We start from the raw sequence: 24,292 nt of genomic DNA on the forward strand, positions 1-24,292 counted from the left end.
ACCCTAGCGGCTCGCCTCTTCGTAGGCGCGGCGGAATTCCTTCGAGAACACTTCGAGAAACGCTTCGGCGGAGCCTTCGGCCACGCCGCTGAACTGGCTCTCGTAGGCTTTCCAGAGTGCGGCCTCGCGCTGGCCGCGCATGACCTTTGCCAGAAGGCCCTGTTCCTTCGTCCGCGCCTTGATTGCGGCCGGAGAAAAGCGGTTGAGGGTTTCGCGCAGGGCCCCCTGCATCGCCTTGAGGGTGGCGATCTGGTGCGCCTGGAGATCGTGATAGGCTTCTTCGATCGCCGTCTCGGCTTCCATGTAGCCCGTCATCTTGGGGTTGAGCATCATCTGCAGTGCCTGGTCGACATTGCGCGCGAATTTGAGCGGATTGTTGCCGTCGAAGCCGAGCGATGTTCCGGTCGCTCCCATTTCCTCCTTGGCCCGGGCACGCGCTTCGAGCAGGATCATCAGGCCCGCAAGCAGGTGCCGCAGCATCCGCCCGGCCTTTGCCGAAGCTTCGCCCGGCGGGATGGTGACCTGGTTCGAGGGCACGCCAAGTGCACCCAGCAACGCTGCGTAAACCGCATCCGGGGATGCAGGAGCAGGAGCAGGCGAGCTCGGTGCTGCTGGAGCTGGAGCTGGCGCTGGCGCGGGGGTCGGGGAAGGCGACGGAAACTCGGTCGGCGCGCTTGCTGGCGGTGCCGGTGCGGGCTCGGGAGCGGACGAACCATCCAGCGAGCCGAACGGATCGCCGCCTGGCGTGGGCGAAGGCTCTGACGCTGGAGGCGCTTCCGGCCACGCATCGTCAGTACCACTGTCGAGCGGTCCGCCGAACGGATCGCTGCTCGGCTCCGAAAACTCGGCCGGAAGATCGCTATCTTGCGGCTGGTCCCCGATCGGGGCGAAGCCTTCGCTCTCGTCCGCGTCGGTAGCAAAAGGATCGAACCCTTCGTCGACAGTCCACGCCGCGCTGGTCCAGTCGACCTGGTTCTTGGCGGTGAAATCGCCGAAGACGTCATCGGCGGTCGGGTCGGTCGAGCTCCGCGAAACCTCTTCCGACCAGTTGGACGAGCGATCGGGAGCGGCCCCGGGAAGGTCCCACCCTCCGTCGTCTTCGAAGCCCTGCGGTTGCGATGCCGCGGCAGGGGGGCGGCCTCCGGGGACATCGTCCCAATCGGAGAATCCCGGCTGCCGCTTGGAGTCCTCCTCCTGCTGCCTTTCGTTCTCGAACTTGTGAAGCGCCGACCCAGAAAGGCGCGCCTCGACCACATAGGGTCCGATTCGGAAGCGATCGCCGGGCGCGATCTTGTGGGCGCGGTCCAGACGGTCCTCGGAATTGCCTAGGAAGGTGCCGTTGGTGCTGCCCTCGTCGACAAGATAGTAATCATCGTGCCGGAATTGCACTTCGCAGTGCGTGCCGGAGAGCGTGCGCGTGTCATCGGGCAGGATCCACTGGCACGACATCGAGCGTCCGATCTTGGCCCCGCGATTGTTCAGGACCAGCTCGGTGCTGCTGCCGTTTTCCAACTGTGACTTGTTTACGATCTTGAGAGTTAGGGTCATGTTGCCGTGAGTGCCTCACGCCCCCTTACCGCAAATTTGTCCGCGAGATCGAGTGCCCGTGTCGCAAAGCCCGGATCTTCGATCGCCTTCGCCGCGACGATCGAATGCAGCGCTCCTCCTATCAGCTTCATGCACACATCGGATGGAACGGCAACCGGCGCGTTGTCTTCCGGAGCGATCGAACCACCCGAAAAGAATATCGCAAGGCCGATCAGCGTTTCGGGCCATTCGTTGTTCGAGTTTTCGGCGAGCGCGAAGACGGCCCTGCGGTTTTCGTCATCCGGCTCGTCGACCCAGCGCCGCGCGCTGTCGCGCAGTAGCATTTTCTGCGAGTAATCGGGATCGTCCTCGGGAACCTCGGGAAGCGAGGCGAGCGCCCACTCGATCGCTTCAAGCTTGGGTAGGGCGCACGCGGCATAGGAGATCGCCGCCATGGGATCGTCGCCTTCGCGCAGCGACCGGAAAAAGTCCTCCGGCGCGACATCCTCGCCCGGCCAGAGATCCTGCGGGAGGCCTGCCTCTTTCGCGATCTGGAGCGCGGCGCTCCACATTACGATGGTCCATTTGGTCATTGCGGCCCCCATTGCCTCGCTGAAGCCCTGCCCACCGGGATAGGCAAGATCAGTTGATCTTAATCAGCGCGCCTTTTTCCGTCAAAATGCCGCCGGCCGAAACTTCGGTCATCGCATCGCCCTTCACATTGGTCATCATCGCCTTGAGCGTGGCGTCCATTTGCGTGAGTTTGAGCGAGGTGTTGCCCACTTTCAGCACGATCTCCTGCATCGCCTCGATCGTGATCTTGCCCATATCCGCCTTGATGGAGATGTTCCCCATCTTCACGTTCAAATCGTCACTGCCCATCTTGATGGTTGTCTCGCGACTGCCGTCGGTGATGGTGTTCTTCTCGTTCTTTTTGAGCGTGTATTCCTTGTTTCCGTCGATCGTCACCTTCTCGTCATTCTTGACATAGCGCTGGCGGTCATAGCCGACTCTCAATTCCTCGTTGTGACCAATGTGCGTACTGGTGTCGTAGCGGATGCGGACATTCATATCGCGCTCGGCATGGACGAAGATCTCTTCCTTGCCGCCCTTGTCCTCGAACCGGATTTCGTTCGCCTTGGGTTTGCCCGTGTCGAGATCTTCGGCCTGGGTGTATGGCTTCTGGTCGCCATAGGTGAGCGTGCGCCAGACTGCGCGAGTCTTGTTCGCGGGCAGCTCGTATACCGGCATGTGTTCGGCGTTGAAGACTCGCCCGGTAATCACCGGCTGGTCGGGATCGCCGTGAAGGAAGTCGACCAGCACTTCGTGTCCGACACGCGGCAGAATGACATTCCCCAGTCCTCCGGTCTGCGAGACGCGGATCCAGCATGTCGATTGTTCGTCGGGCGTATTGGCGCGGTCCCAGTGGAAGCGAACTTTTACGCGACCGTATTCGTCGGTGTAGATGGTTTCGCCTGCCGGACCGGTCACGATCGCCGACTCAACGCCGATGACGCGCGGTTTTTCGGTCTTCCGCTCCGCCCGGAACTGGGTCTTGGCCGGGATCGCGACGAAATTGACCTGATCACGGTCGCGCACACCCGTGCCCGAATGATAGCTCTGCGAGCGCAGGTTATGATAGCTCGAAATGATCATGTACTCGGCGTTGAGACGCTTCGTCGGGTGGTTCTCGACCTTTACCGTCGTGCCGGTGCAGATCCCCTTCGAACTGGTCTGGCCCGAATAGGTCTGCCTCCGCGCCCGGAATTCCTCCAGCCTGACCTTGCTCAGCCTGTCGGCTCTGCTTTTGTCGATGAACTGGCCGGGATAATCGTAGTGCTCCTTGGAATCCTCGGGGTGCTGCCCGCTGTCGACTGCCTTGCCTTCGACCGCTTTGGTCGGCTTCTTGAAGTCGTAGTCCCGAAGCGAGACCTTTTCGTGGCCCGTGCTCGCCACGCGCTCGGTCCATCGCTCGAGCATGTGATGCCCGCCGAGATCGGAAGAAGCGCGATAGGACTGCGCTGTGCCACCTGTAGGGTTGAATGCCAGCGTGTCGACGGTGCCGGGCTTGTGCGTGCTGGCCTTGTCGCAGATCACCATCAGATGCTTCTGATTGCTGTGCTCGAAGAAGTAATAGAGCCCTTCCTGCTCCATCAGCCGTGACACGAACTGGAAGTCGCTTTCGGCATATTGCACGCAGTATTCGAACGGCTCGTAGCTTTCGCTGGTGCGCAATTCGTAGTCGCTGATCCCCGCGCGCGAAAACACGTCCTTGATGATGTCGAGGACGGTTTTTTCCTGATAGATCGCGAATCCGCGCTGGCTGTCCATGAAATGTGTGAAGGGGCGCAGAGAGAGATTGTAGTAGAATCCGTCGCCTTCCTCGCGCAAGTGGACCGCTTCGGTCAGGATCCCGTTGAAGTGGCGGACGAGTTCCTGCTCCTCGTAAAGCTCCAGCGAAATCTTCTCGCCGAGATGCGGGGCGAGGTCGATCTCACCCAGCGCCGCTGTAATTTGCAGCTCGATTTCAAACGGTTGGGACAGCGTCTCGCGCGCGGTCATCGAAACGAAATCGACCTGTTCCCCGCCAAGGTCGGTCGTCAGTTTTGTCTCGCGGTATTCAGACGTCATCACCCGGCTCCCTTGGAAACGCTGTGTTCTGCAACCCGGAGCCTGCCCGGATCTCTGTCCTAAAGAGGGACGGACCCGTGTCGTTCGGCTTGTCAGTAGATAAACAAGATGTTACCTCCTGCACAAGATAAAGAGATATCTGAAAAGATCCCGTCAGGTCGCATTCCAACGGTTCCCCCCGCTGCGGCGGAGGGCCATTTTGTGGAGTCGAACGATGAAGTACCGTGTCATGATGATCGCTGCGACCGCTGCTCTTGCAGCGCCGGGCGTGGCCGCCAACGGGATGGATGAGCAGGATGTCGATCCTGCGCGCGTCGCAGAGCTTCGCTGCCAGTTGGTCGGTATTTGCGGCGAAACCGTCACTTCGGATGATGGCGGCATCGACAATGAAGAAACCCGCGGTGGCAGCTTCCGCGATCTGAAGAACAAGGCGACTTCCACTTCGACCGCCCCTTCGACCACGCCCCGGCGTGAAGTCCGGCGCGCGACCGAGCGCAGGGCGCCGGTGCCTTCGACCGTCGGGCAGCGCCGCACCCGGACGACCGTAGAAAAGGCCGTGGACGTCAGCGAGGAAGTCAAGGGAAGCGCAGACCTGTTCGTGACCTTCGCGCGCAATTCGGATCGCCTCGTTCCGTCCGCTCGCCAGGATATCAAGGAACTGGCGCAGGTGCTTTCGATGCCGAACGCGGAAGGCGGTGAGCTGCGCCTGATGATCGCCGGCCACACCGATGCGACCGGCGACGAGGAATTCAACAAAGAGCTTTCGACCAAGCGCGCGGAAGCCGTGCGTCAGGCATTGATTGCCGAGGGGGTCAAGCCGAGCCAGCTCGAAGCGGTCGGCTATGGCGAGGAGCAGCTGAAAGACAGCAACAAGCCAAATGACGGCATCAATCGCAGGGTCGAAGCGGTCGTAATCGACTGATCGGTCCAAAGGGGGGGATGGATCGCTGCAGTGAAGACACTTGAAGAGTTGTTGGCTCCCGTCTCGGAGGATGCTCCGAGCGGCGAGGACATGGATGAAAGCATCGAATTCGATCGGCTTCGGACTGCTTTCGAGATCAATTTCCCGATCGATGCCCGCGTCGTCGAACTTGACGAGGGCGATGTCGAGCCGGCTGCTGTCGACTGGGACGAATTGCTCGAGCTGATCGAGGAACTGAGCGAGAAGACCAAGGATCTGTTCCTAGGGGTTTCCTATGCGCGTTGCGGCTTCGTTGTGCGCGACCCCGAGGTGGTTGACCGAGGGCTGCAATTTGCAGCTGGGTTGCTCGAAGAGCATTGGGATACGGTCCATCCGACGCCCGATAGCGATTATGGTCCGGCGGGCCGATCGTTGATCTTCGAGGACCTGGCCAAGCGCGGTGCGTTTGCGCTGCCGTTTCTCGAACTGCCGATCATCGATGATGGGCGTTCGCGAGTCACGGCTGACCAGCTCCGCGAAGCGGAAGACCTGGGCGCCTCATCGGACTCCTATCCCGATGTAATGCGCATGCTCGACCAGATGGACGACGAGGCCAAGACCGCGATTGTCGATCTGCTCGGGTCCTACAGTTCGTCGATCGACCGGATCGAAACCGCATTGAAGGAAAAGGGTGAGGGCGAAGTCCCCGACTTTTCGACCACGAGAGACTTCATCGGTGTCGTGCAGACCGCGTTCAGCAAGCTGGCCGGCCTGGATGCCGGGGAAGATGGCGAGGCGGCCGATGGTGACGAGGCGTCGGCCGATCCCGGATCGGGCGGCGGCGCGGATGGACCCGCCTTCAGCGGCTCGATCAAATCGCGCGACGACGTCTTGAAGGCGCTATCGGCGATCGAACAATATTATGCGCGGGCGGAACCGGGGCATCCGGTCAAGGTCGCAGCCGGCCGTTTGCGCGGTTGGGTGACAAAGGATTTCATGGAAATCCTGGCCGACATCGTGCCGGGCAGCGTCGACGAGGCAAAAAATGTTTTGCTTGAACGTCGGGATGAAGAGTGGTGATACTTGCTGAACGCTTAACGCGAGTCCCCTGACGATTCGAAGTTGTCGCATTGCAACATCGTCAGAGGCTATGATTGGGGGGAAATATAATGTCGGATTCAGGCCAGAAATTCATCAGTCGGAATCGGTCGCCGCGTGTGCATATTTCATACGATGTAGAAACGTATGGTGCCCGCAAGTCGGTCGAGCTCCCGTTTGTGATGGGCGTTATGTCCGATCTTTCCGGCAAGAGTGAAGTTGCCAAGAAAGATCTTAAGGATCGCGAGTTTTCCGAGTTCGACGTCGACAATTTCGACAAGCGCATGGCGGCGATTGCGCCCCGCGCAGCCTTTCTGGTCGACAACGAACTCGAAGGCGAGGGCAAGCTTGGGGTCGACCTGACCTTCAAGAAAATGGAGGACTTCGATCCCGGCAAGATCGCCGAGAACGTCCCTGCACTCGCAAAGCTGCTCGAAGCCCGCCAGCAGCTCAACGACTTGCTGATCATGATGGATGGCAAGCAGAACGCGACCGAACTGCTCGACAAGGTGCTCAAGGACGAGAACCTGCTGAAAGCGCTGAGCGATGCGAAGGCCAAGAGCGAAGAGGCCGAAGAAGCCGCATCCGACGCCGAAGGCGACGAGTAAGATCATTTTGAGGACGTCGGCGGCGGCATCGGGAATGCGGCCACACCGGCGGGACACGGAGGAATAAATGGCGACAGATCCGGGCAAGCTCGAGGAACAACAAGGCCAGGAAGCGATCGAGTTCGACGATTTCGCTGAGCTCATTCAGCGCGATTTCAAACCGCGCTCAGACGAAAGCAAAGACAAGATCCAGGAAGCGGTCCAGACGCTCGCGCAGCAGGCGCTGTCGGGCGCGGTCAAGATGGGCGACGACGTCTTTTCGACCGTCGACCGGATGGTTTCCGAAATCGATCGCAAGCTCTCGCAGCAGATGAATGCGATCCTGCACCACCCGGAATTGCAGGAACTCGAATCCGCCTGGCGCGGGCTAGACTACCTCGTTTCGAACAGCGAGACCGGCCAGGACCTGAAGATCCGCGTGATGAATATCAGCCGCGCGGAACTCTCTTCGATGTTCAAGCAGTATCGCGGTACGGCCTGGGATCAGAGCCCGCTGTTCAAGAAGATCTACGAGAGCGAATTCGGCCAGCTAGGCGGCGTTCCGTACGGCGCCTTCGTCTGCGATCTGCAATTCGATCACTCATCGAAAGACCTCAACGTCATGAAGGGCCTGGCCCGCATCGGCGCAGCGGCGCACGCGCCGATGATCGCGGCAGCGGATTCGAACCTGATCGGGATGGACGACTGGACCGAAGTTTCGGACCCGCGCGACCTTGCCAACCGCTTCGACACCACCGAGCACCAGGCGTGGAATGCCTTCCGCAAGTCCGACGACAGCAAGTATCTCGCGCTGACGATGCCGCGTATCCTCGGCCGCGCGACCTATTCGGCCAAGGACAACCCCATCGAGGAATTCGAATTCGACGAGGTTACCAACGGCGAGCACGACAAGCACCTGTGGGTGAACTCGGCCTATGCGATGGGCGTCAACATCAACAAGGCGTTCCGCGAATATGGCTGGTGCACACGCATCCGCGGTGTGGAATCGGGCGGCACAGTGACCGACCTTCCGATGGCGACCTTCCCGACCGACGAAGGCGGTGTGGACCAGAAGTGCCCGACCGAAGTCGCGATCTCGGATCGTCGCGAGGCCGAGCTTTCGGATCTCGGCCTGCTGCCGCTGATCCACCGCAAGGGCACGACCGATGCGACTTTCATCGGGGCCCAGACCTGCCACAAGCCGGCGAAATACGACGATCCCAACGCGACCGCGAACGCGCGGCTCGCGGCGCGCCTGCCCTATCTGTTCGCAAGCTGCCGGTTTGCGCACTACCTCAAGTGCATGGTTCGCGACTGGGTCGGCGGGACCCGCGAAGGGCCGCAATTGCAGGCGGACCTCAGCGACTGGGTCCACCAGTATGTGACGGCGGATCCCGATTCCGCCAGCGAAGAAACCAAGGCGCGCCTGCCGTTGAAGCGAGCAGACGTGACCGTGGAACCGGATCCGGAGAATCCGGGCTACTACAAGAGTCGCTTCCTGTTCGTGCCGCACCACCAGTTGGAAGGCATGGACGTGAGCGTAAGCATGGTGTCGCAGCTTCCCCAGGGACAAGGATAATCCTCCTGGGCGCCCCAAGAAATACCAATGTGATGGAGAAATAGTATGGAAGTCTCGGTATTCATGAAGCCAGACGGCATCGAAGGCGAAGCCACGGATGACGGCCACGAGAATGAGATCAAACTGACGAGCTGCAGCTTTTCGGCTTTCAACTCGTCCTCGTACAACAACGCGTCGAAGACCGTGTCGAAGGGTCAGGCCACAATGGCCGACATCGCCTTCACCAAGGAAGTCGACAAGACCTCGGTCTCGCTGTTCAAGGCTTGCGCCACCGGCAAAGTCATTCCCAAAGTCACGATTTCGTTCCAGTCGAATGTCGGCGACGACAAGAAGATCGACTTCCTGAAGTACGAACTCGAAAACGTCGTGGTGAACACTTACAGCTTCTCGGCATCGTCGATGGCTGACGAGAGCGGCAGCCTGACTTATGCCAAGATCCGTCAGATCTACGACCAGCGCGACGAGAAGGGCACGTCCAAGGGCAAGGTCGAAGGCTTCTTCGACGTCCTGCTGAACAAGGGCGGCTAAGCGGCTCCGGCCGCCTGCACAGGCTATGGCAAAGGCTGATGAATTGCTCGCCGCCGGCGACGTTGCCGGTGCGCGCCAGCAACTGATCGAAGAGGTGCGTGCGAATCCGGGAGATCTCCGGGTTCGCATGTTCCTGTTCCAGATGTGCTCGCTGCTGGGCGAGTGGGAGCGTGCCAAGGCGCAGCTGGAGACGATCGCCAAGCTCGAACCGGAAGCCCGGATGCTTGCGGTCGCCTATTCGCAATGTATCGATGCCGAAGCGCAGCGGGCGGAAGTGTTCGCCGGAACCGCTGAGGTTTCCGTGCTCGCCAAGAACGAATGGGGAGAGACACTCGCGAAAGCACTGCAGGCTCGCCAGAGCGGACAGGGCGATGCCGACGCGCTTTACGGACAGACTTTCGATGCCGCTCCGACGAGCGCAGGGACAACCGATCAGGGGCTCGAATTCGAATGGATCGCCGATGCCGATCCGCGCCTTGGCCCGGTGACCGAAGCGATCATAGCCGGTCGCTATGGCCTGATGCCCTTCGACGCTCTCGAAAGCCTTTCGATCACCGAACCGGTGGATCTTCGCGACACGATCTGGATCCAGGCGGAATTCGGCATGAAGCAAGGCGCTCGCGTCGCTGGCTTCATCCCCGTCCGATATCCGGGCAGCGAGAAATCCGACGATGCCGCAGTGGTTCGCGGGGTGACCACAGACTGGGTCGGCGATGGCGATTCCGAGTATCCGCTCGGCCATCGCCTGTTCGCCTTCTCGGACGAATCCGAGGTGCCGTTGCAGCACCTGCGCGAGATCCAGTTCCGTGCGGAGTGACCATGCCAGTCAAGATCCGCCTAACGCCGACCATTTTTGACAAGCTGGTATCCGGCAACGACTTCGGCGGTCTTTCGGCGGATGCTGACATGCCGACCGTAGCGCGCGAGGATTTCCGCAATTTCGCGGTCGCCAATGTCGAACGGTTTACGGAAAAGTCTCTCAGGGCATCGGTCCTTCGCGACCTTGCCTGGTTGCTGAACACCATTTCCTTTGAATCCGCGTGCGATCTCGAAGGCTATCCCCGGGTGAGGGACTCGGTGGTCAATTTCGGTGTGCGCGACTTCGCCGGGCGCTCGCATGGGCGCGAATCCGAGCGCGAACAGGCCCGCGAAATTCGCAGCGCCATCCGCCGGTTCGAACCGCGTATCGATCCCAACACGCTACGGGTCGAGCCCCAGGGGCGCGGTGATAGTCCTGGCAAGGTCAGCTTCTTGATCGAAGGTGAAATCCTCGGCGGTCCGCAGCTGATGCCGCTGCGTCTGCGCACCGATATCGACCTTGAAAGCCAGACCGTGGAGGTGCGCGAATAATGGACCCTCGGCTGATCGAATATTATGAAGCCGAGCTCGAATATTTGAGAGTGCAATCGCTTGAATTCGCGGAAAAACATGAGACGGTCGCGACCCGTCTGGGGCTCAGCGGTACCGAGCGCGATCCGTATGTCGAGCGCCTGCTGGAGGGCGTCGCGTTTCTTTCGAGCCGCGTCCACCTCAAGATCAACGATCAGTTCCCGGAGTTCACGCAGCATCTGCTTCAGGCGGTGCAGCCACACTACCTTTCACCAACTCCTTCGATCTGCATCGCCGCTTTCGAACCCACGGCGGGCGACCCCGGGCTTACGACGGGGCACCGTATTCCCCGACGGACGCGGCTGACTGGTGAACCACCTGCAAAGTCGAAGACGCCGATCACCTTCGAAACCGGGCAGGAGGTCACCCTGTGGCCACTCAAGATAGCCGGTGCCGAATACATGGGGAGCCGCGCTGCTGCTGCCAGATATGCCGACAAGGCGGGCGTGCGCGCGCAAGCGGCCCTGACGATCCGGATCGAACCGCAGGACGGGCTCGATCTTTCCCTGATCACGGCGGACGAGCTCGAGATATATCTCGACGGTGGCGAAGGCGTGCCCAATGAACTCTATCGCCAACTGATCGGCGAGGCGATCGCCGTGGTGGCTCGCCCTCTCGATGCCACAGGCGATCAGTACGCGCTGTTGGATGTGCCGGTGCAGCATGGCTTTGGCGATGAATGCGCCCTGCTGCCGCATGACGGTCGTACGCTGGGCGCCTATCGCACGCTCACCGAATATTTCGCCTGTCCCGAACGGTTTCGCTTCATCAAATTGCGTTCGCTGCAGAAAGCCTTCGCGCTGTCCGACAAGGCGGTGGAAATCACGATCCTGTTCTCGCGCTCGTCGGAGACGCTGGTTCAGTCGGTCAGCGAGCGCAATCTCCGGCTATTCGCCACTCCGGCGATCAACCTGTTCGAAAAGCAACTGAGCCGTATCCCGTTCAGTGAAACCGAGCACGAATTCAAGGTCGTGGCGGATCGCGACGGACCGCTCGATTTCGAGGTCTTCCGGCTCCTGACCGTCGAGGCTTACGACCGGCAGAACCAGAACCCGCGCGAGGTAGCGCCGCTCTATTCCTACGGCTCGCTGCTCTACGATTACCGCTCGGCGTTGTTCTACACCACGCGGCTCAGGATGCGGCAGCTATCTCGCAAGGAGCGGCGACTGCGCGGCCGCGAAGACTATATCGGGACAGATACGTTCATCTCGCTCACCAGCCCTGGCGATCCGGCCCGGCTCGAGAGCATCCACGATCTCGCCTTGCGCGCGCTTGTGACCAACCGCGAATTGCCGATGGACCTCAAGGTCTCGGGCGATTTCCATCTTACGGCCCCCGGCATTCCCGCTCGCGGGATCAAGATCGTGCGATCGCCAACGCGGCCGCTTCCGCCGCTGGGTCTCGGCGATGCCGCTTGGCGTATCATCGGCCACCTGACACCGAATTACGCCACGTTGATCGGCGAGCGCGGCAAGGACGGCGAGATGCTGCGCAACCATCTGGCGCTTTATGGCCGCCCAGAGGATCCGGTGATGCGTTCGCAAATCGACGGGATCGTTTCGGTCAAGGGCAGCCACGTGACTCGGCGCGTTCCGGGGATCGGGCGGATGGCGCTCGCGCGCGGGCTTCGGATCGATATCGAGCTCGACGATGCCGCCTTCGATCAGTCGCGCATGTTCCTGTTCGGCGCCGTGATCGAACAGTTCCTGAGCGGCTTCGTGACGGTCAATTCCTTCACCGAGACCCACTTCAACTCGAAACTCCAAGGGGAGATAGCCGCATGGCCGCCAAGGATCGGCAAGCGCGAGCCTATCTGACCTTTGCGCAGAGGGCTGCGGAAAATCCGCGCAAGTTCAGCCTGTTCGCACTCGTCCGCGGGCTGGCTGCACGCGCGCTCGACAAGGCGCCCGTCGGCAGGAGCAAGCTTCCCAATCAGGACATCGTCCGGCTGCGGCAAATCCCGCACACCCGCTTTCCGGCGCCGACGCTGGACCAGCTGGAACTCAAGGATGGCCGGGCCGAGGCGGCAGGGTACTGGCTCGGTCTGACGGGGCCGATGTCCCCGCTCCCGCTGCACTTCACCGAATTTGCTGCCTACGAGCGCAAGTATGCCAAGACATATCCGTTCGGCGACTTCCTCGACCTGCTCGCCGGGCGGTTCCTGCAATTGTTTTACCGTGCCTGGGCGGTATCACAGCCGGCCGTTCAGGCCGACAGGCCCGAGCATGACCATTTCGCGAGATTCGTCGACAGCCTGACGGGGGCGACCGAGGGCACCGACGAGAACTCGGCATTCCCGGCGACCAGCAGACTCCATTACGCAGCGCTGTTCGCCTCGCGGCGCAGCGCGGGCGCGATTGAGGGAGGGCTGAGGCATCTGCTCGGTCTGCCGATCGAGCTGCGCGAGTTCATGCCGGTCCAGCGCGATGTCGATCCCGATGACCAGACAAGGCTCGGCGTGCAGCATCATCAGCTCGGCCAGGCCGTGCTGGGTCGGCGGGCCTATCTCGTCACCGACAGTTTCGAGGTGAGGATCACCGCCCGCAACGCGTCGGAATTCCGGCGGTTGCAGCCCGATGGAGGGCTGTTTCCTGTGGCGGCCGAAGCGCTGGATGCGCTGGCACCTTCGCATCTCGAGTGGAGCATCACGCTGTGCATTCCGCAAACCGAGATCGAACCGGCGCGGCTCGACGGGCAGTCGCGACTGGGATGGTCATCCTATGTCGGTCAAGTGCCTGCGGATGCGGCGAATGACGATTTGAGAAGTGACGTGCATTTGCGCCGGTCGGCGATCCGCTCGCGGACCTGACCAGGCAAGAAGGGGGAAATTTAATGACTGAGATCAGCCGTTCCGCACTATTTGGACGCTTGAATCCGACCGCACTGAAGTCGATCGAAAGCGCCACGCAGTTCTGCAAGATGCGCGGAAACCCCAATGTCGAATTGGTCCACTGGCTGCACATCCTGCTGCAGGATGCACAGAACGACCTGGCGGCTATTCGCTCCGCATTCAAAATCGACGACACGCAGCTGTCGCGCGACATGGTCGCGTCGCTTGATGCATTGCCGCGCGGGGCCACGTCGATTTCGGATTTTTCGCCGCAGATCCTAGACGCCATCCAGCATGGCTGGTTGTACGCTTCGCTTCAGTTCCAGGCGGCGAAGATGCGCACCGGGCATCTTCTGCTCGGAATGCTCAAGACGCAGGGCCTGTATGATCGGCTGATTGGCATCAGCTCCGAATTCCGGAAGATCGATGCCAACCGGCTCTCCAGTGATTTCGAAGGTATTACAAAGGGCTCGACCGAAACAACTCAGGTCGCCGGGGCGGCCACTCAGGCGGGCGACGGCACGGGCGAGCCCGGACCGGGACAGGTTCCAGCCGGCGAAGGCGGTGCGCTCGAACAGTTCTCGACCGACCTCACCCAGCAGGCGCGCGACGGAAAGATCGAAGAGATTATCGGCCGCGACGCCGAAGTGCGGCAGATCGTCGATATCCTGCTTCGTCGCCGCCAGAACAACCCGATCCTCGTCGGCGAGGCGGGCGTCGGAAAGACCGCAGTGGTCGAAGGCTTTGCCAAGCGCCTTGCGGAAGGCGACGTGCCGCCTGCGCTGCAAGGCGTGTCGCTGCGCGCACTCGACATCGGCATGATGCAAGCCGGGGCGAGCGTGAAAGGCGAATTCGAAAAGCGCCTGCGGTCGGTAATCGACGAGGTCGAAGGGTCGGCAACCCCAATCATCCTGTTCATCGACGAGATCCACACGCTGGTCGGTGCTGGCGGGGCCGCGGGGACGGGTGATGCCGCAAACCTCCTCAAACCTGCACTCGCGCGCGGAAATCTCAGGACAATCGGCGCGACGACATATGCCGAATACCGCCAGTATTTCGAGAAGGACCCGGCGCTGACCCGCCGGTTCCAGACCGTCGATATCGCCGAGCCCGATCGTGACAAGGCGATCCTGATGATCCGTTCGATCGCGCCGATGATGGAGGAGCATCACAAGATCGTGGTGCTCGACGAAGCGGTCGATGCGGCGGTGACCCTGTCGCAGCGCTATGTCCCCGCGCGCCAGCTGCCCGACAAGGCGGTGAGCCTGCTCGACACCGCCGCTGCGCGCGTCGCCGTGTCGCAGCACGCCACCCCGGCGCGGGTCGAGGACCGGGCGCGCAAGCTGCAATTGCTCGAAGTCGAGCGCGAGGTGGTCGAGCGCGAACTCGGCGCGCAATACCGCAATGACGACCGCCACGAAAAAATCTTGGCTGAGATCGAGGAGGCCAAGGCGGCGCTCGAGGAGGCGGAAGCCAAGTGGGAAGGCGAGAAAGCTGCATTGGCCAGGGTTGTCGAAGCGCGTGACGCGCTGACCGCGGCGCGCAAGACCTCGAAGCCAGCCGAGCCTGCCGACGGTTGTGAGGCTGCGGAGGGCGAGGAAGAGCCAGCCGAGAAGACCGCTGAGCCCGCAATGAGCGAAGACGAAGCGATGGCGGCGCTCACCGCCGCACTCGAGGAACTGGACCAGGCGCAGGGCGACGATCCGATGGTCTTTGGCGTGGTCGATGGCGATGCCGTGTCTTCGGTGGTCGCCGACTGGACCGGCATTCCGGTCGGCCGGATGGTCAAGGACGAGATCAAGTCGACGCTCGACCTCGCCGAACGCATGAAGCAACGCGTGATCGGGCAGGATCACGCCATGGACGCGATCGCCAAGCGCATCCAGACCAGCCGCGCGAAGCTCGACAATCCGAACAAGCCGGTCGGCGTGTTCATGCTGTGCGGCCCCTCGGGCGTCGGCAAGACCGAAACCGCGGTGGTGCTTTCCGAGCTGCTGTTTGCGGGCGAGGAATCGATGATCACGATCAACATGAGCGAATTCCAGGAGGCGCACACCGTCTCCACGCTCAAGGGCGCACCCGCGGGCTATGTCGGCTACGGCCAGGGCGGCGTGTTGACCGAAGCGGTCCGGCGGCGCCCCTATTCGGTGGTGCTGCTCGACGAGATCGAGAAAGCGCACCCGGACGTCCACGAGATGTTCTTCCAGGTGTTCGACAAGGGCTTCATGAACGACGCCGAAGGTCGCTACATCGACTTCAAGAACACGCTGATCCTGCTCACCAGCAATGTCGGCACCGATCTCATCATGGACATGGCGGCCGATCCCGAGCTGATGCCGGAACCGGAGGCCATGGCGACAGCGCTTCGGCCCGAGCTGCTCAAGGTCTTCCCGCCCGCGCTGATCGGGCGCACGGTGCAGCAGGCCTATTTCCCGCTGTCGAAAGAAATGCTCGGCAAGATCGTCGACCTGCAGTTGAACCGCATCCGCAAGCGGATCGCGGGCAACCACAAGATCGAATTCGATTACGGGCAGGACGTCATCGATCTGATCGTCTCACGCTGCAACGATGCAGATTCCGGCGGTCGCATGATCGACAACATCCTGACCAATACGATGCTGCCCGAAATGTCGGTCCAGCTGCTCGAAAAGCAGATGGACGGGCACGAGGTGAAGAAGATCGAAGTGAAAGCCGGCGATCACGGGTTCGAATACGAGTTCGGGTGAGAATGAGGGTCGGCAAAACACGCAATTGAATGGGGAACGAATGGCAGATTGGCTCGACAAGAGGCTGGGGAATTTTTGCAAGTCGATTCAGGACCAGATCGATGAGCTCCCCTTCCTCGATCCGGCGCAGAAGCGGAAATTCACCGACATGCTGGAGGAATGCGCTGACAAGGCGGACAAATCGAGTCTCGACTCGCTGGTTTTCATGCGCCGCGAAATCCAGCCATTGCGCAGGCAGATCCAAGCGCGAACGCGCAAGGATATCAAGATAGGCTGATCGCGCGGGGATTGCGGGTTCAGCGGATACAGGGTTCGATGCGAGAGGAGGCGATTGAATGACCGATTTCTACCTCCTTGCCGCGCAGTCGACCTGTTCTGCGAAAGATCTCGTCGGACAGAGCTATCACAGCGCCGACAAGGAGGTGTCGAACCGATTCTTGGAAGCCAATTCGTTCTCGAAGCCGACCGACCGGCTGATGCGCGGCGAGCTGTATGCGGTGCCCAGCCTGGTCGAGGGACCTCGGCTCGAACCGGGCATGGTCGGCAAGGCGGTCTCGCGAGCCAATTTTCAGACCCGCAACCAGCGTGCAGACCCTGCGCCCAACGAATTCAACGCGAACTTCAGCTGGATGAAGGACGTGCTCACGCACGACAGCACCAAGTCGGCGCTGATCACGACCGAAAAGGCGCTGTCGGTCTACGAAGACCGGGCGGCGAAGATCGCCGACCTGTTCGAGGATTACCGCAAAAGCTACGAGGCGACTGCGCGGCTCGGTGCCGACTTCCACAAGCAATCGGGGGAGTTCTACAATCGCCTCTTCATCGAGCGCGACATTTACAAGCAGCTCGGTGCCTCGCGTTCGGCCTTCATCGACAATGCTAACCGCAGCGGTCTGAAGGACCAGCTCGGGATCAGCCACAAGGCGCTGAAGAACCAGGTCAGGCTCGGCAAGGACCTCAAGGAGCTCAAGAAGATCGAGGATGTCGCGGGCAAGGCGCGCGGTATCTCGTCGCACCTGAAGACCGGCGGCAAGCTGGTGAAGATCGTCTCGCTCGGAACGACCGCGAGCGAAATCTACACCGAGTACGATACGTATGGCGGTGCGGCCGCGCTCGACAAGGCGGGCGAGGAGGGAGCCGGGATGGCAGGCTCGTTCGTCGGCGGCAGGGTCGGTGCGGCAGCGGGGGGCTGGCTCGCGGGGACTGCGGTCGTGGCATTCGGCGTGAGCACCGGAGGGCTGGGCTTCGTTGCGATCACTGTCGGCGGTGTCCTGACCGGCACCCTCGCAGGTTCGCTCGGCGGCGAGAAACTCGGCAAGACGGCTTATTCGGGCACCAAGGAGGTACTCGGCCAGTGGCGCGATGACCTTTACACCGTACGCGACGACTTCTTCGACTTCTTTGTCGAGCGGGTCATCGAATAAGCCAGGCCGGTTATCCCGATAACTCACATCGAAGATTGCAATGGACCGCTTCGGCGTCATCCGCGTTTGTTGAGCTTAAGCCGGAAGCGATAGCGCGACGATTTAGCGGAACGTGATCGCCCCCGATCCATTCCTATGACCATGCTATCTGCGGGATTCCCCCAATCCATGAAAACGTTATTGCTCGGCCTCATCGCAACAGCGCTGGCGGCCTGCTCGTCCGAACCGCAATCGCGCGGGGAGCGCAGCGTCACTGTCGTCGCGAAGCCGGTGCAATTCGTTCAGGAAGAACGGGTGGTCGAAGCAATCGGCACCGCACGCGCAGCGCGCTCTGCCGAGCTTTACCCCGAGGTCTCCGGCCAGGTCGTGGCCGTGCGCTTCAAGCCCGGCAGTTTCGTGCGCAAGGGGCAGCCGCTGGTCGAACTCGATGCACGGCAGGAGCGGTTGGCGCTCCGTCTGGCCGAAGTGCGCGTGCAGGAAGCCGAGCAACTGCTTGGTCGATACCGCCGCATCGAGGACACAGGCGCGCTTTCGGAAAGCCAGATCGAAGCGGGCGAGACTGCGCTCGCGGCGGCAAAGATCGAACGCGACCAGGCTGCGGTGGCGCTCGAGGAGCGCACGATCCGCGCGCCGTTCTCAGGGCATATCAGTTTTTCCGAGATCGACCCGGGCGATCGTGTCACGCCGCAAACGCTGATCGCCCAGCTCGACCAGCGCGGGCGACTGTACGTTGAGTTCAACGCACCCGAAGCGGTATTCAAGCGCCTCCGGCCCGGAGAAACGGTCGAGGTGTCGGCTTTCTCCGATCCTGACAGTTCTATCGCTTCGTCGATCGAAGCGGTCGACAGCGCGATCGAGCAGGAACAGCGCAGCTATCGTGTACGCACGGTGATCGACAATCGCGACGACCGTTTTCGTCCGGGAATGAGTTTCAGCGTGCGGTTCGCCGATGAAGGGCAAAGCCGCCCCGCCGTACCCGAAGCCTCGGTTGTCTGGGGTGGAGACGGCTCTTCGATCTTCGCCGTGCGCGACGGCAAGGCTGCACGCGTCCCGGTGACCATTTCTTCCCGCCGCGAGGGCACCGCTCTGCTGGCTGCCGACATCGATGCGGGGACGCTGATCATTATCGAGGGCGTGCAAAAGGTTCGTGAAGGCCAGGCGGTAACCCTGGTCGAGAGCCCCGAGCGCCCGGCTGCCGATGTCGAAGTTGCGGGATCGGGAACGTGACCGATTTCCCGATGCTTGCGGTCAAGCGACCGCTTCTGATCTTCGTCCTCAACCTGCTCATCATCATCGCAGGAGCGGCTGCCATACTAGGTACCGAAGTGCGCGAGCTTCCGAATGTCGATCGACCGGTCGTCACGGTCAGCGCAACGCTGCCGGGCGCCGCTCCCGAGACGATGGATGCCGAGGTCACTTCGATCCTGGAAAACGCCGCAGCGCGTGTGAACGGCGTGCGGCAGATCCGTTCCTCGAGCGAGGAAAACAACACGCGTATCCGGGTGGAATTCAATCCTGGCACCGATCTCGATGCGGCTGCTTCGGACATCCGCGAGGCGGTCAGCCGGGTGACGCGGGAACTCCCGGACCGGGTCGAGCAAGTCCGTGTCGTCAAGGCAGATGAGGACGCGGAGTCGATCATGACCCTCGCGGTTTCGAGCGATCGATACGATGTATCGGCTCTTACGCGGATCGTCGAAAACGACATCATTCCCGAACTGCTGGCCGCCGAAGGCGTTGCCAGCATCGATCCCTTCGGCACGCGCGAACGGCAGCTGCGAGTGGCGGTTGATCCGATCCGGCTGGCCCGCTTCGGACTGACGATCAGCGATGTTGCTGCGGCACTGGAGCAGGCCCCTTTCGATACGCCGGTCGGATCGCTCACATCGGAAGCGCAAAACCTGATCGTGCGAGCCGAGGCCACCGCCGCGACGCCCGACCTAATCGCAGAGGTCGTCATCCGCGATGAAGTGCGCATCGGCGATGTGGCGGAATCCTATTTCGCTCCGGCAGACGCCACCAATTATGTCCGCCTGAACGGGGAATCGGTGATCGGCCTCGGGGTCATCCGCCAGGCGAATTCGAACACGATCGCGATTTCGGAAGCGACCCGGCTTGCGGTCGAGCGCGTCAATGCGAGATTCGACGATATCGACATACGGGTCATCTCGGACGATGCGACCTTTATCAAGATCTCGGTCCAGGAGGTGCTGCTTACCCTGGTGGTGACCGTGGGTGTGGTGATGCTCACCATCTTCCTGTTTTTCGGCCACATCAAGCCGACCCTGATCCCGAGCGCTTCCATCCCGATCGCGCTGATCGGTGTCGTCGCGGGGATCTGGTTGCTGGGGTTCTCGATCAACCTGCTGACACTGCTCGCCCTGGTGCTGGCGACCGGCCTGGTGGTCGACGACTCCATCGTGGTTCTGGAAAATGCGCAGCGGCTGCAGAAAGAACAAGGGCTGGGCAAGAAGTCGGCGGCGGTGCTGGGCACGCGTCAGGTCTATTTCGCGGTCATCGCGACGACCGCCGTGTTGATCTCGGTGTTCGTCCCGATCAGCTTCCTGCCTTCGGAGACCGGGCGACTGTTTCGCGAGTTCGGTTTCGTGCTCGCGATTGCGGTGATCCTTTCGACCTTCGTATCGGTCACACTGGTCCCCGCACTCGCGGCCAAGATCGATCTTACGGCGGACGCGGCCGATCCGAATCCGCGCCTCCTAGCGATCGCGCAATCGGCGGCCGGGAGATATCGCGACACCGTCAAGAAGGTGATCGTCCATCCGTGGGTGGCGCTTGGGATCTCCATAGGCGCGGTCGGGCTGGCAGGTCTGGCCTATTCCCAACTCTCGCAGGAACTCACGCCAGATGAGGACCGCGCGACCTTTTACGTCTGGGCCAGGGGGCCCGACGGCGTGGGTCTCAACTTCATGGATCGCGAGATGGACGAGATCGAGGAGGTTCTCGAGCCTCTACTGGAGAGCGGAGAGGTGCAATCCACCCTCTCGATCGTCGGGCGCTATGATCCGAATCTGATCCAGGTAACCGCGACGCTGGCCGATTGGGACGAGCGCGAGCGCAGCCAGACCGAGATCGTCGGTTCGATCGGAGAACCGCTCGATGCGCTGCCCGGTTCGCGCGCCTCGGCGCGAGGTCGCGGCACGCTGAGCGGCGGATGGGGCAGGGGCGGGGGCCTGGACGTCGCCCTCACCGGCAACGACTATGAGGGCATCTACCGGTCGGCGCGTGCGCTTGCCGATGCCATCGCAACGCAATCGGATATCCTTTCGGATCCGGAAATCTCCTATCAGCCGACACAACCTCAGCTGTCGATAGGCATCCATCGTGCGCGGGCTGCCGATCTTGGCGTGGATTTCGACGATCTCGCGCTCACCTTGCGGGCGATGGTGGATGGCGCGGAGATCGTCGACCTCAACGTAGAGGATCAGGCAATCCCGATCTTTCTTACCGCCGATGCGGTCTCGATCACTCGCCCAAGCGATCTCGGCAATCTTTTCATCCGCAGCGACGAAGGAGCACTGGTGCCGATATCTTCGCTCACTGAGTTCCGCGAGGAAGGCGTGGCGGCGGAGCTCGACCGCACCGAGCAGCGGCGCGCGATCGAAGTCGAAGCCGCTATCGCGCCCGGGGTTCCACTCGCCGATGCGGTGGCCGAGATCGAGCGTTTGGCCGAGGGAGCGCTTGCCGACGATATCGATATGCTCCTGCGCGGCGAAGCCGAACAGCTCGAGGAAAGTGGCAACGAGTTGCTGCTGACCTATGCCTTTGCGCTGGTGATCGTCTTCCTCGTGCTTGTGGCCCAGTTCGAGAGCCTTGCGAGCCCCCTGGTGATCCTCGCGTCCATTCCCTTCGCGCTGGCGGCGGCGATATTCGCGCTGTTCCTTTCAGGCACTTCGCTGAATATCTATTCGCAGATCGGCCTCGTCATGCTGATCGGGCTGATGGCGAAGAACGGCATCCTGATGGTCGAATTCGCCGATCAGCGACGCGAGGAAGGGGCCGAGGTTCGCGAAGCGATTGCCGATGCCGCAGCGATCCGTCTGCGTCCGATTGCCATGACCCTGATTTCGACCGTCCTCGGAGCGGTTCCGCTGGTGCTCGCCAGCGGCGCAGGAGCCGAGGCGCGCGAAGCGATCGGCTGGGTGATTTTCGGGGGGCTCGGTATCGCGGCGATCTTTACCCTGTTCCTGGTGCCTGCGCTCTACGCGCTGATCGCTCCGCTTGGAAAGCCGCGCAGCGTCGATCTCGCGCGTCTGAATCGCGAACTGGAGGAGCACAAAGCCTCGGACGAGGGGCTTGCAGGAGCGCCGGCATGAGGAATGCAGCACTGCTCATTGCCTCTGCCGCAGCCCTGACGGCCTGTGTCGGTCCCTCGATACCCGACGCCGAACCGTCCGCCGGCATCGCAATCCCGACGGATTTCCTGGCCGAGACGAGACCCGCGAGCGGGCTCGACGACTACTGGTGGAGGGGGTTCGAAGACGAGGAGCTCAACCGGCTCGTCGAACGCGCGCTCGAAGACAACCAGTCGCTCGAAGCGGCTCGTCAACGGCTGAACGCAGCAAGAGCAATCGTAGCCGCTGAAGAATCGGAATTCTTCCCTACCGTGGATGCCGAGGCAGCGGGCGGGATCGCCGTGGATGACGCGGGCAGTAGCAGCGACAGCGCGTCGCTTGCGGTCGAAGGTGTGTGGACGATCGACCTGAATGGTCGCCTCTCTGCCGAACGTGCCGCCGCCCTCGCAGACGCGCAGGGGGCGGCGTTCTTCGTGGCCGAGCGACAGCGCCTGATTGCGTCAGCCGTTGCGGACCAATTCGTGGAGCTCAAGCGCACCGCTGCTCGCCTGCGCCTGCTCGACCAATCGACCGAACTGCAGCAGCAGACCTTGCAAATCGTCACGCTTCGATACGAGGCAGGCCTTTCCTCCAACTTCGATGTACGCCGAGCGGCGGCCGACCTTGCGCGTACGCAGGCACAACGCGGCCCTCTTCTGCTAGCGCGGACCCGTGCGGCGAACGCCCTCTCCGTGCTCACCGGCAATCCGCCGAGCCCGATGAAACAGGCCGAGGAGGATGTCGCGGTGCCACGCTATCGGCAAGGTCCGGAAATCGGGCTTCCCGCCGATCTCGTTCGACGCCGCCCCGACCTGTTGTTGGCCGAGGCTGAAGTCGCGCGTGCAGCGGCCGGTGTCGGCATAGAGCGTGCCGATCTTGCTCCAAGTTTCGTCTTGCGGGGTGTCCTGTCATCCGGCTCCGGCGGATTCGACGGTCTGTTCTCGAGTGCTCTGGCCAGCCTTGCAGCCTCGCTTGGACTTCCGCTTATCGATGGAGGACGCCGCAAGGCGGAAGTGCGCGCGGCGGAGAGCGAACTGCAGGCGGCGCTTGCGGATTATCGCCAGAACCTTCTCGAAGTGTTCGCCGATGTCGAAGGGGCGCTGGTTTCGATCCAGTCGGCAGAGGACCGGCAAAGCGAATTGCGCCGCGCCGTTCGCGAAAGCGAAGCGGCGTTCGACCAGTCGAACGCGCTTTATCGAGAAGGGCTCGCCTCGCTGTTCGACGTTCTCGATGTCCAGCGGCAGCTGATTTCAAGCCGGGAGGCGCTGATCGATGGCGAGTCCGACCTTGCCCAGGCTCACATCGCGCTCTTTGCGGCCGTCGGCGCTCCGACCGATACCGGTTCGCTCAGCGGGCTATCCGGTGCCGGTAGGTGACGTTCACCCGCTCTGCGAGGATCAGGTAGGGGAGCCAGATCATCATACTGATCAGCACCTTCTGGACATTGCCCGTAAGCAGGCTCTGAAGGGCCACAGCGACGCTGGAGGGTAGCTCGTATGAGGTCGCCCGATGCGCGATGCCAAGCTGCAAAAGAATGTCCATCAGCCAGGCAAACAAAAGCATTTTGGGGAACAACGGCACACTGCGAAGCGCCATGACGAAGCAAACGGCGTAGAAGAAATTCATGATCACGACGTCGAGCGTGACCAGCCAGAAAAGCGCGATGCCCCACGGAGGCGCTTCGGTGGTGAGAGCAGGAATCGCCATTGCGAACTCGGCCGTGCGCAGCATTACATTGAGCAGCATACCGATTATCAGCGACGCCATGAATCCGATCGGTCCATAGCTGGGATGGCGCATCGCCTCACGGACGCTGACGCTTCTCCACTTGCCGACCTGAGAGAAATGCATCGAACTGGGCCGCCGCCGGGCCTCGCCCAGGAATGCCGCTCGTCCGAGCATGAAACCGGCGACCGGGGCGAGTGCGACCAGCCAGTACGGAATTGCGAGCTGGGCGTAGCCTTCGAAGCCTGTTGGCGGCGTGGGCGAAGAGGCGATGCGGAATACCGCAATCAGCGCGACAAGCGTTAGCCATGCGACGGCGAGGCTGCCGAGATTCCGGGCCGTCCAGCGGATCACGCGCCGACTCTCTGCGCGGGCTTTTCGCGACTTGAATTGCAGGAAGCGGGAAAGGCGCGTGCGAATCGGATCGAATTCGTCCTGCCATTTGGCCAGACAGAACAGGTGTTTACGTGTCGCCATAATGCCGCGCCGATACCTCAGTAACCACGGAAATTAACTCTTTCCGCCCCCAAGTGGTTGAAAATTAATTCATTTTTACCGTTGCCACATATTTATTGACGTTTAGCTAACAAATCACGAACCTCACAGACAGTTCCAGTGGGATTTGGCGCGAGATCGGCGTGAGCCGAAAAACACAAAAAGGTCGCGCTGACCTCAACAAACACCAGTGGGACTGGGCAAGCCGGAAATAGAGGCCGGAGCCTAGAGTATTACGCTCATCTTTGGTGGGCAAATATGCGTTGGGGAAAACCTATGAAACTGATGAAAAACTTCCTTCGTGACGAGTCGGGTGCTTCGGCAGCTGAATACGCTCTGATCCTTGCAGTCGTTGGTGCCGGCATTGCCGGTGCGGCGCTTTTCTTGGGTCAAACGATCGACACAGAAATCCGCGATGCGGCTACCCTCGTTGATGGAGCGGTCACACCGTAAGGTGGCTTTGAGCTCGCGGCGATCAAGCCGCGAGCTCAACACTTTTG

The 24,292-nt window shown here is 61.6% G+C and carries 20 protein-coding genes; 16 read left to right on the top strand and 4 right to left on the bottom strand.

Annotated elements, in window-relative coordinates:
- Positions 1-3: 3 nt before the first annotated feature.
- Genes tagH through ACI5KX_RS14615 form a run of 3 tightly spaced genes read right to left on the bottom strand, consistent with a single transcriptional unit; the run spans position 4 to position 4,158 of the window.
- The gene (gene tagH, locus ACI5KX_RS14605; RefSeq protein ID WP_406811484.1) at positions 4-1,548 is read right to left on the bottom strand and encodes a type VI secretion system-associated FHA domain protein TagH; all 1,545 of its coding nucleotides are present in this window, start codon (positions 1,546-1,548) and stop codon (positions 4-6) included.
- Complete coding sequence (locus ACI5KX_RS14610; RefSeq protein WP_406811485.1) at positions 1,545-2,132, bottom strand: DUF6931 family protein; 588 nt, start codon at positions 2,130-2,132, stop codon at positions 1,545-1,547. The genes tagH and ACI5KX_RS14610 overlap by 4 nt, the downstream gene beginning before the upstream one ends.
- 37 nt (positions 2,133-2,169) lie before the next feature.
- Positions 2,170-4,158 (bottom strand): type VI secretion system Vgr family protein, encoded by a 1,989-nt coding sequence (locus ACI5KX_RS14615; RefSeq protein WP_406811486.1) that lies wholly within the window; start codon positions 4,156-4,158, stop codon positions 2,170-2,172.
- Positions 4,159-4,372: 214 nt separating this feature from the next.
- Here ACI5KX_RS14615 and ACI5KX_RS14620 point away from each other — a divergent pair, with 214 nt between their 5' ends.
- The 15 genes from ACI5KX_RS14620 (at position 4,373) to ACI5KX_RS14690 (ending at position 22,948) form a co-directional block, all read left to right on the top strand.
- On the top strand, positions 4,373-5,080 hold the full coding sequence (locus ACI5KX_RS14620; RefSeq protein WP_406811487.1) for an OmpA family protein: 708 nt from the start codon (positions 4,373-4,375) through the stop codon (positions 5,078-5,080).
- A gap of 30 nt (positions 5,081-5,110) precedes the next feature.
- On the top strand, positions 5,111-6,139 hold the full coding sequence (locus tag ACI5KX_RS14625; protein ID WP_406811488.1) for an ImpA family type VI secretion system protein: 1,029 nt from the start codon (positions 5,111-5,113) through the stop codon (positions 6,137-6,139).
- Positions 6,140-6,228: 89 nt separating this feature from the next.
- Positions 6,229-6,765 carry a type VI secretion system contractile sheath small subunit gene (tssB, locus tag ACI5KX_RS14630; protein WP_406811489.1) on the top strand — a complete coding sequence of 179 codons (537 nt, stop codon included), beginning with the start codon at positions 6,229-6,231 and terminating at the stop codon, positions 6,763-6,765.
- Positions 6,766-6,832: 67 nt separating this feature from the next.
- Positions 6,833-8,323 carry a type VI secretion system contractile sheath large subunit gene (gene tssC, locus ACI5KX_RS14635; RefSeq protein ID WP_406811490.1) on the top strand — a complete coding sequence of 497 codons (1,491 nt, stop codon included), beginning with the start codon at positions 6,833-6,835 and terminating at the stop codon, positions 8,321-8,323.
- Between the two features lie 45 nt (positions 8,324-8,368).
- Complete coding sequence (locus ACI5KX_RS14640) at positions 8,369-8,851, top strand: Hcp family type VI secretion system effector (RefSeq protein WP_406811491.1); 483 nt, start codon at positions 8,369-8,371, stop codon at positions 8,849-8,851.
- Positions 8,852-8,876: 25 nt separating this feature from the next.
- Positions 8,877-9,668, top strand: coding sequence for a type VI secretion system accessory protein TagJ (locus ACI5KX_RS14645; RefSeq protein WP_406811492.1), 792 nt, complete (start codon positions 8,877-8,879; stop codon positions 9,666-9,668).
- Positions 9,669-9,670: 2 nt separating this feature from the next.
- A complete protein-coding gene (gene tssE, locus ACI5KX_RS14650) occupies positions 9,671-10,201 on the top strand; it encodes a type VI secretion system baseplate subunit TssE (RefSeq protein WP_406811493.1) in 531 nt (176 codons plus the stop codon).
- A complete protein-coding gene (gene tssF / locus ACI5KX_RS14655) occupies positions 10,201-12,057 on the top strand; it encodes a type VI secretion system baseplate subunit TssF (RefSeq protein WP_406811494.1) in 1,857 nt (618 codons plus the stop codon). The genes tssE and tssF overlap by 1 nt, the downstream gene beginning before the upstream one ends.
- On the top strand, positions 12,021-13,049 hold the full coding sequence (gene tssG, locus ACI5KX_RS14660) for a type VI secretion system baseplate subunit TssG (RefSeq protein ID WP_406811495.1): 1,029 nt from the start codon (positions 12,021-12,023) through the stop codon (positions 13,047-13,049). The genes tssF and tssG overlap by 37 nt, the downstream gene beginning before the upstream one ends.
- Before the next feature lie 23 nt (positions 13,050-13,072).
- Positions 13,073-15,796: a type VI secretion system ATPase TssH gene (gene tssH / locus ACI5KX_RS14665; RefSeq protein WP_406811496.1), complete on the top strand. Its 2,724-nt coding sequence runs from the start codon at positions 13,073-13,075 to the stop codon at positions 15,794-15,796.
- 40 nt (positions 15,797-15,836) lie between these two features.
- On the top strand, positions 15,837-16,073 hold the full coding sequence (locus ACI5KX_RS14670) for a hypothetical protein (RefSeq protein ID WP_406811497.1): 237 nt from the start codon (positions 15,837-15,839) through the stop codon (positions 16,071-16,073).
- A 58-nt stretch (positions 16,074-16,131) separates the two neighbouring features.
- Complete coding sequence (locus ACI5KX_RS14675) at positions 16,132-17,220, top strand: hypothetical protein (RefSeq protein WP_406811498.1); 1,089 nt, start codon at positions 16,132-16,134, stop codon at positions 17,218-17,220.
- A gap of 168 nt (positions 17,221-17,388) precedes the next feature.
- Positions 17,389-18,447, top strand: a complete 1,059-nt coding sequence (locus ACI5KX_RS14680; RefSeq protein WP_406811499.1) for an efflux RND transporter periplasmic adaptor subunit — start codon at positions 17,389-17,391, stop codon at positions 18,445-18,447.
- Complete coding sequence (locus ACI5KX_RS14685; protein ID WP_406811500.1) at positions 18,444-21,554, top strand: efflux RND transporter permease subunit; 3,111 nt, start codon at positions 18,444-18,446, stop codon at positions 21,552-21,554. The genes ACI5KX_RS14680 and ACI5KX_RS14685 overlap by 4 nt, the downstream gene beginning before the upstream one ends.
- On the top strand, positions 21,551-22,948 hold the full coding sequence (locus ACI5KX_RS14690; protein ID WP_406811501.1) for an efflux transporter outer membrane subunit: 1,398 nt from the start codon (positions 21,551-21,553) through the stop codon (positions 22,946-22,948). Before ACI5KX_RS14685 ends, ACI5KX_RS14690 begins: the two co-directional genes overlap by 4 nt.
- On the opposite strand, the gene ACI5KX_RS14695 is transcribed toward ACI5KX_RS14690, so the two are convergent.
- A complete protein-coding gene (locus tag ACI5KX_RS14695; RefSeq protein ID WP_406811502.1) occupies positions 22,920-23,774 on the bottom strand; it encodes a DUF2569 domain-containing protein in 855 nt (284 codons plus the stop codon). The two genes, ACI5KX_RS14690 and ACI5KX_RS14695, sit on opposite strands and share 29 nt — an antisense overlap.
- A gap of 294 nt (positions 23,775-24,068) precedes the next feature.
- Here ACI5KX_RS14695 and ACI5KX_RS14700 point away from each other — a divergent pair, with 294 nt between their 5' ends.
- Entirely contained in the window at positions 24,069-24,245 is a 177-nt protein-coding gene (locus tag ACI5KX_RS14700) for a Flp family type IVb pilin (protein ID WP_406811503.1), read from the top strand.
- Positions 24,246-24,292: the final 47 nt, after the last annotated feature.

This window comes from Erythrobacter sp. GH1-10 (assembly GCF_045363165.1).
Lineage (GTDB): Bacteria > Pseudomonadota > Alphaproteobacteria > Sphingomonadales > Sphingomonadaceae > Erythrobacter.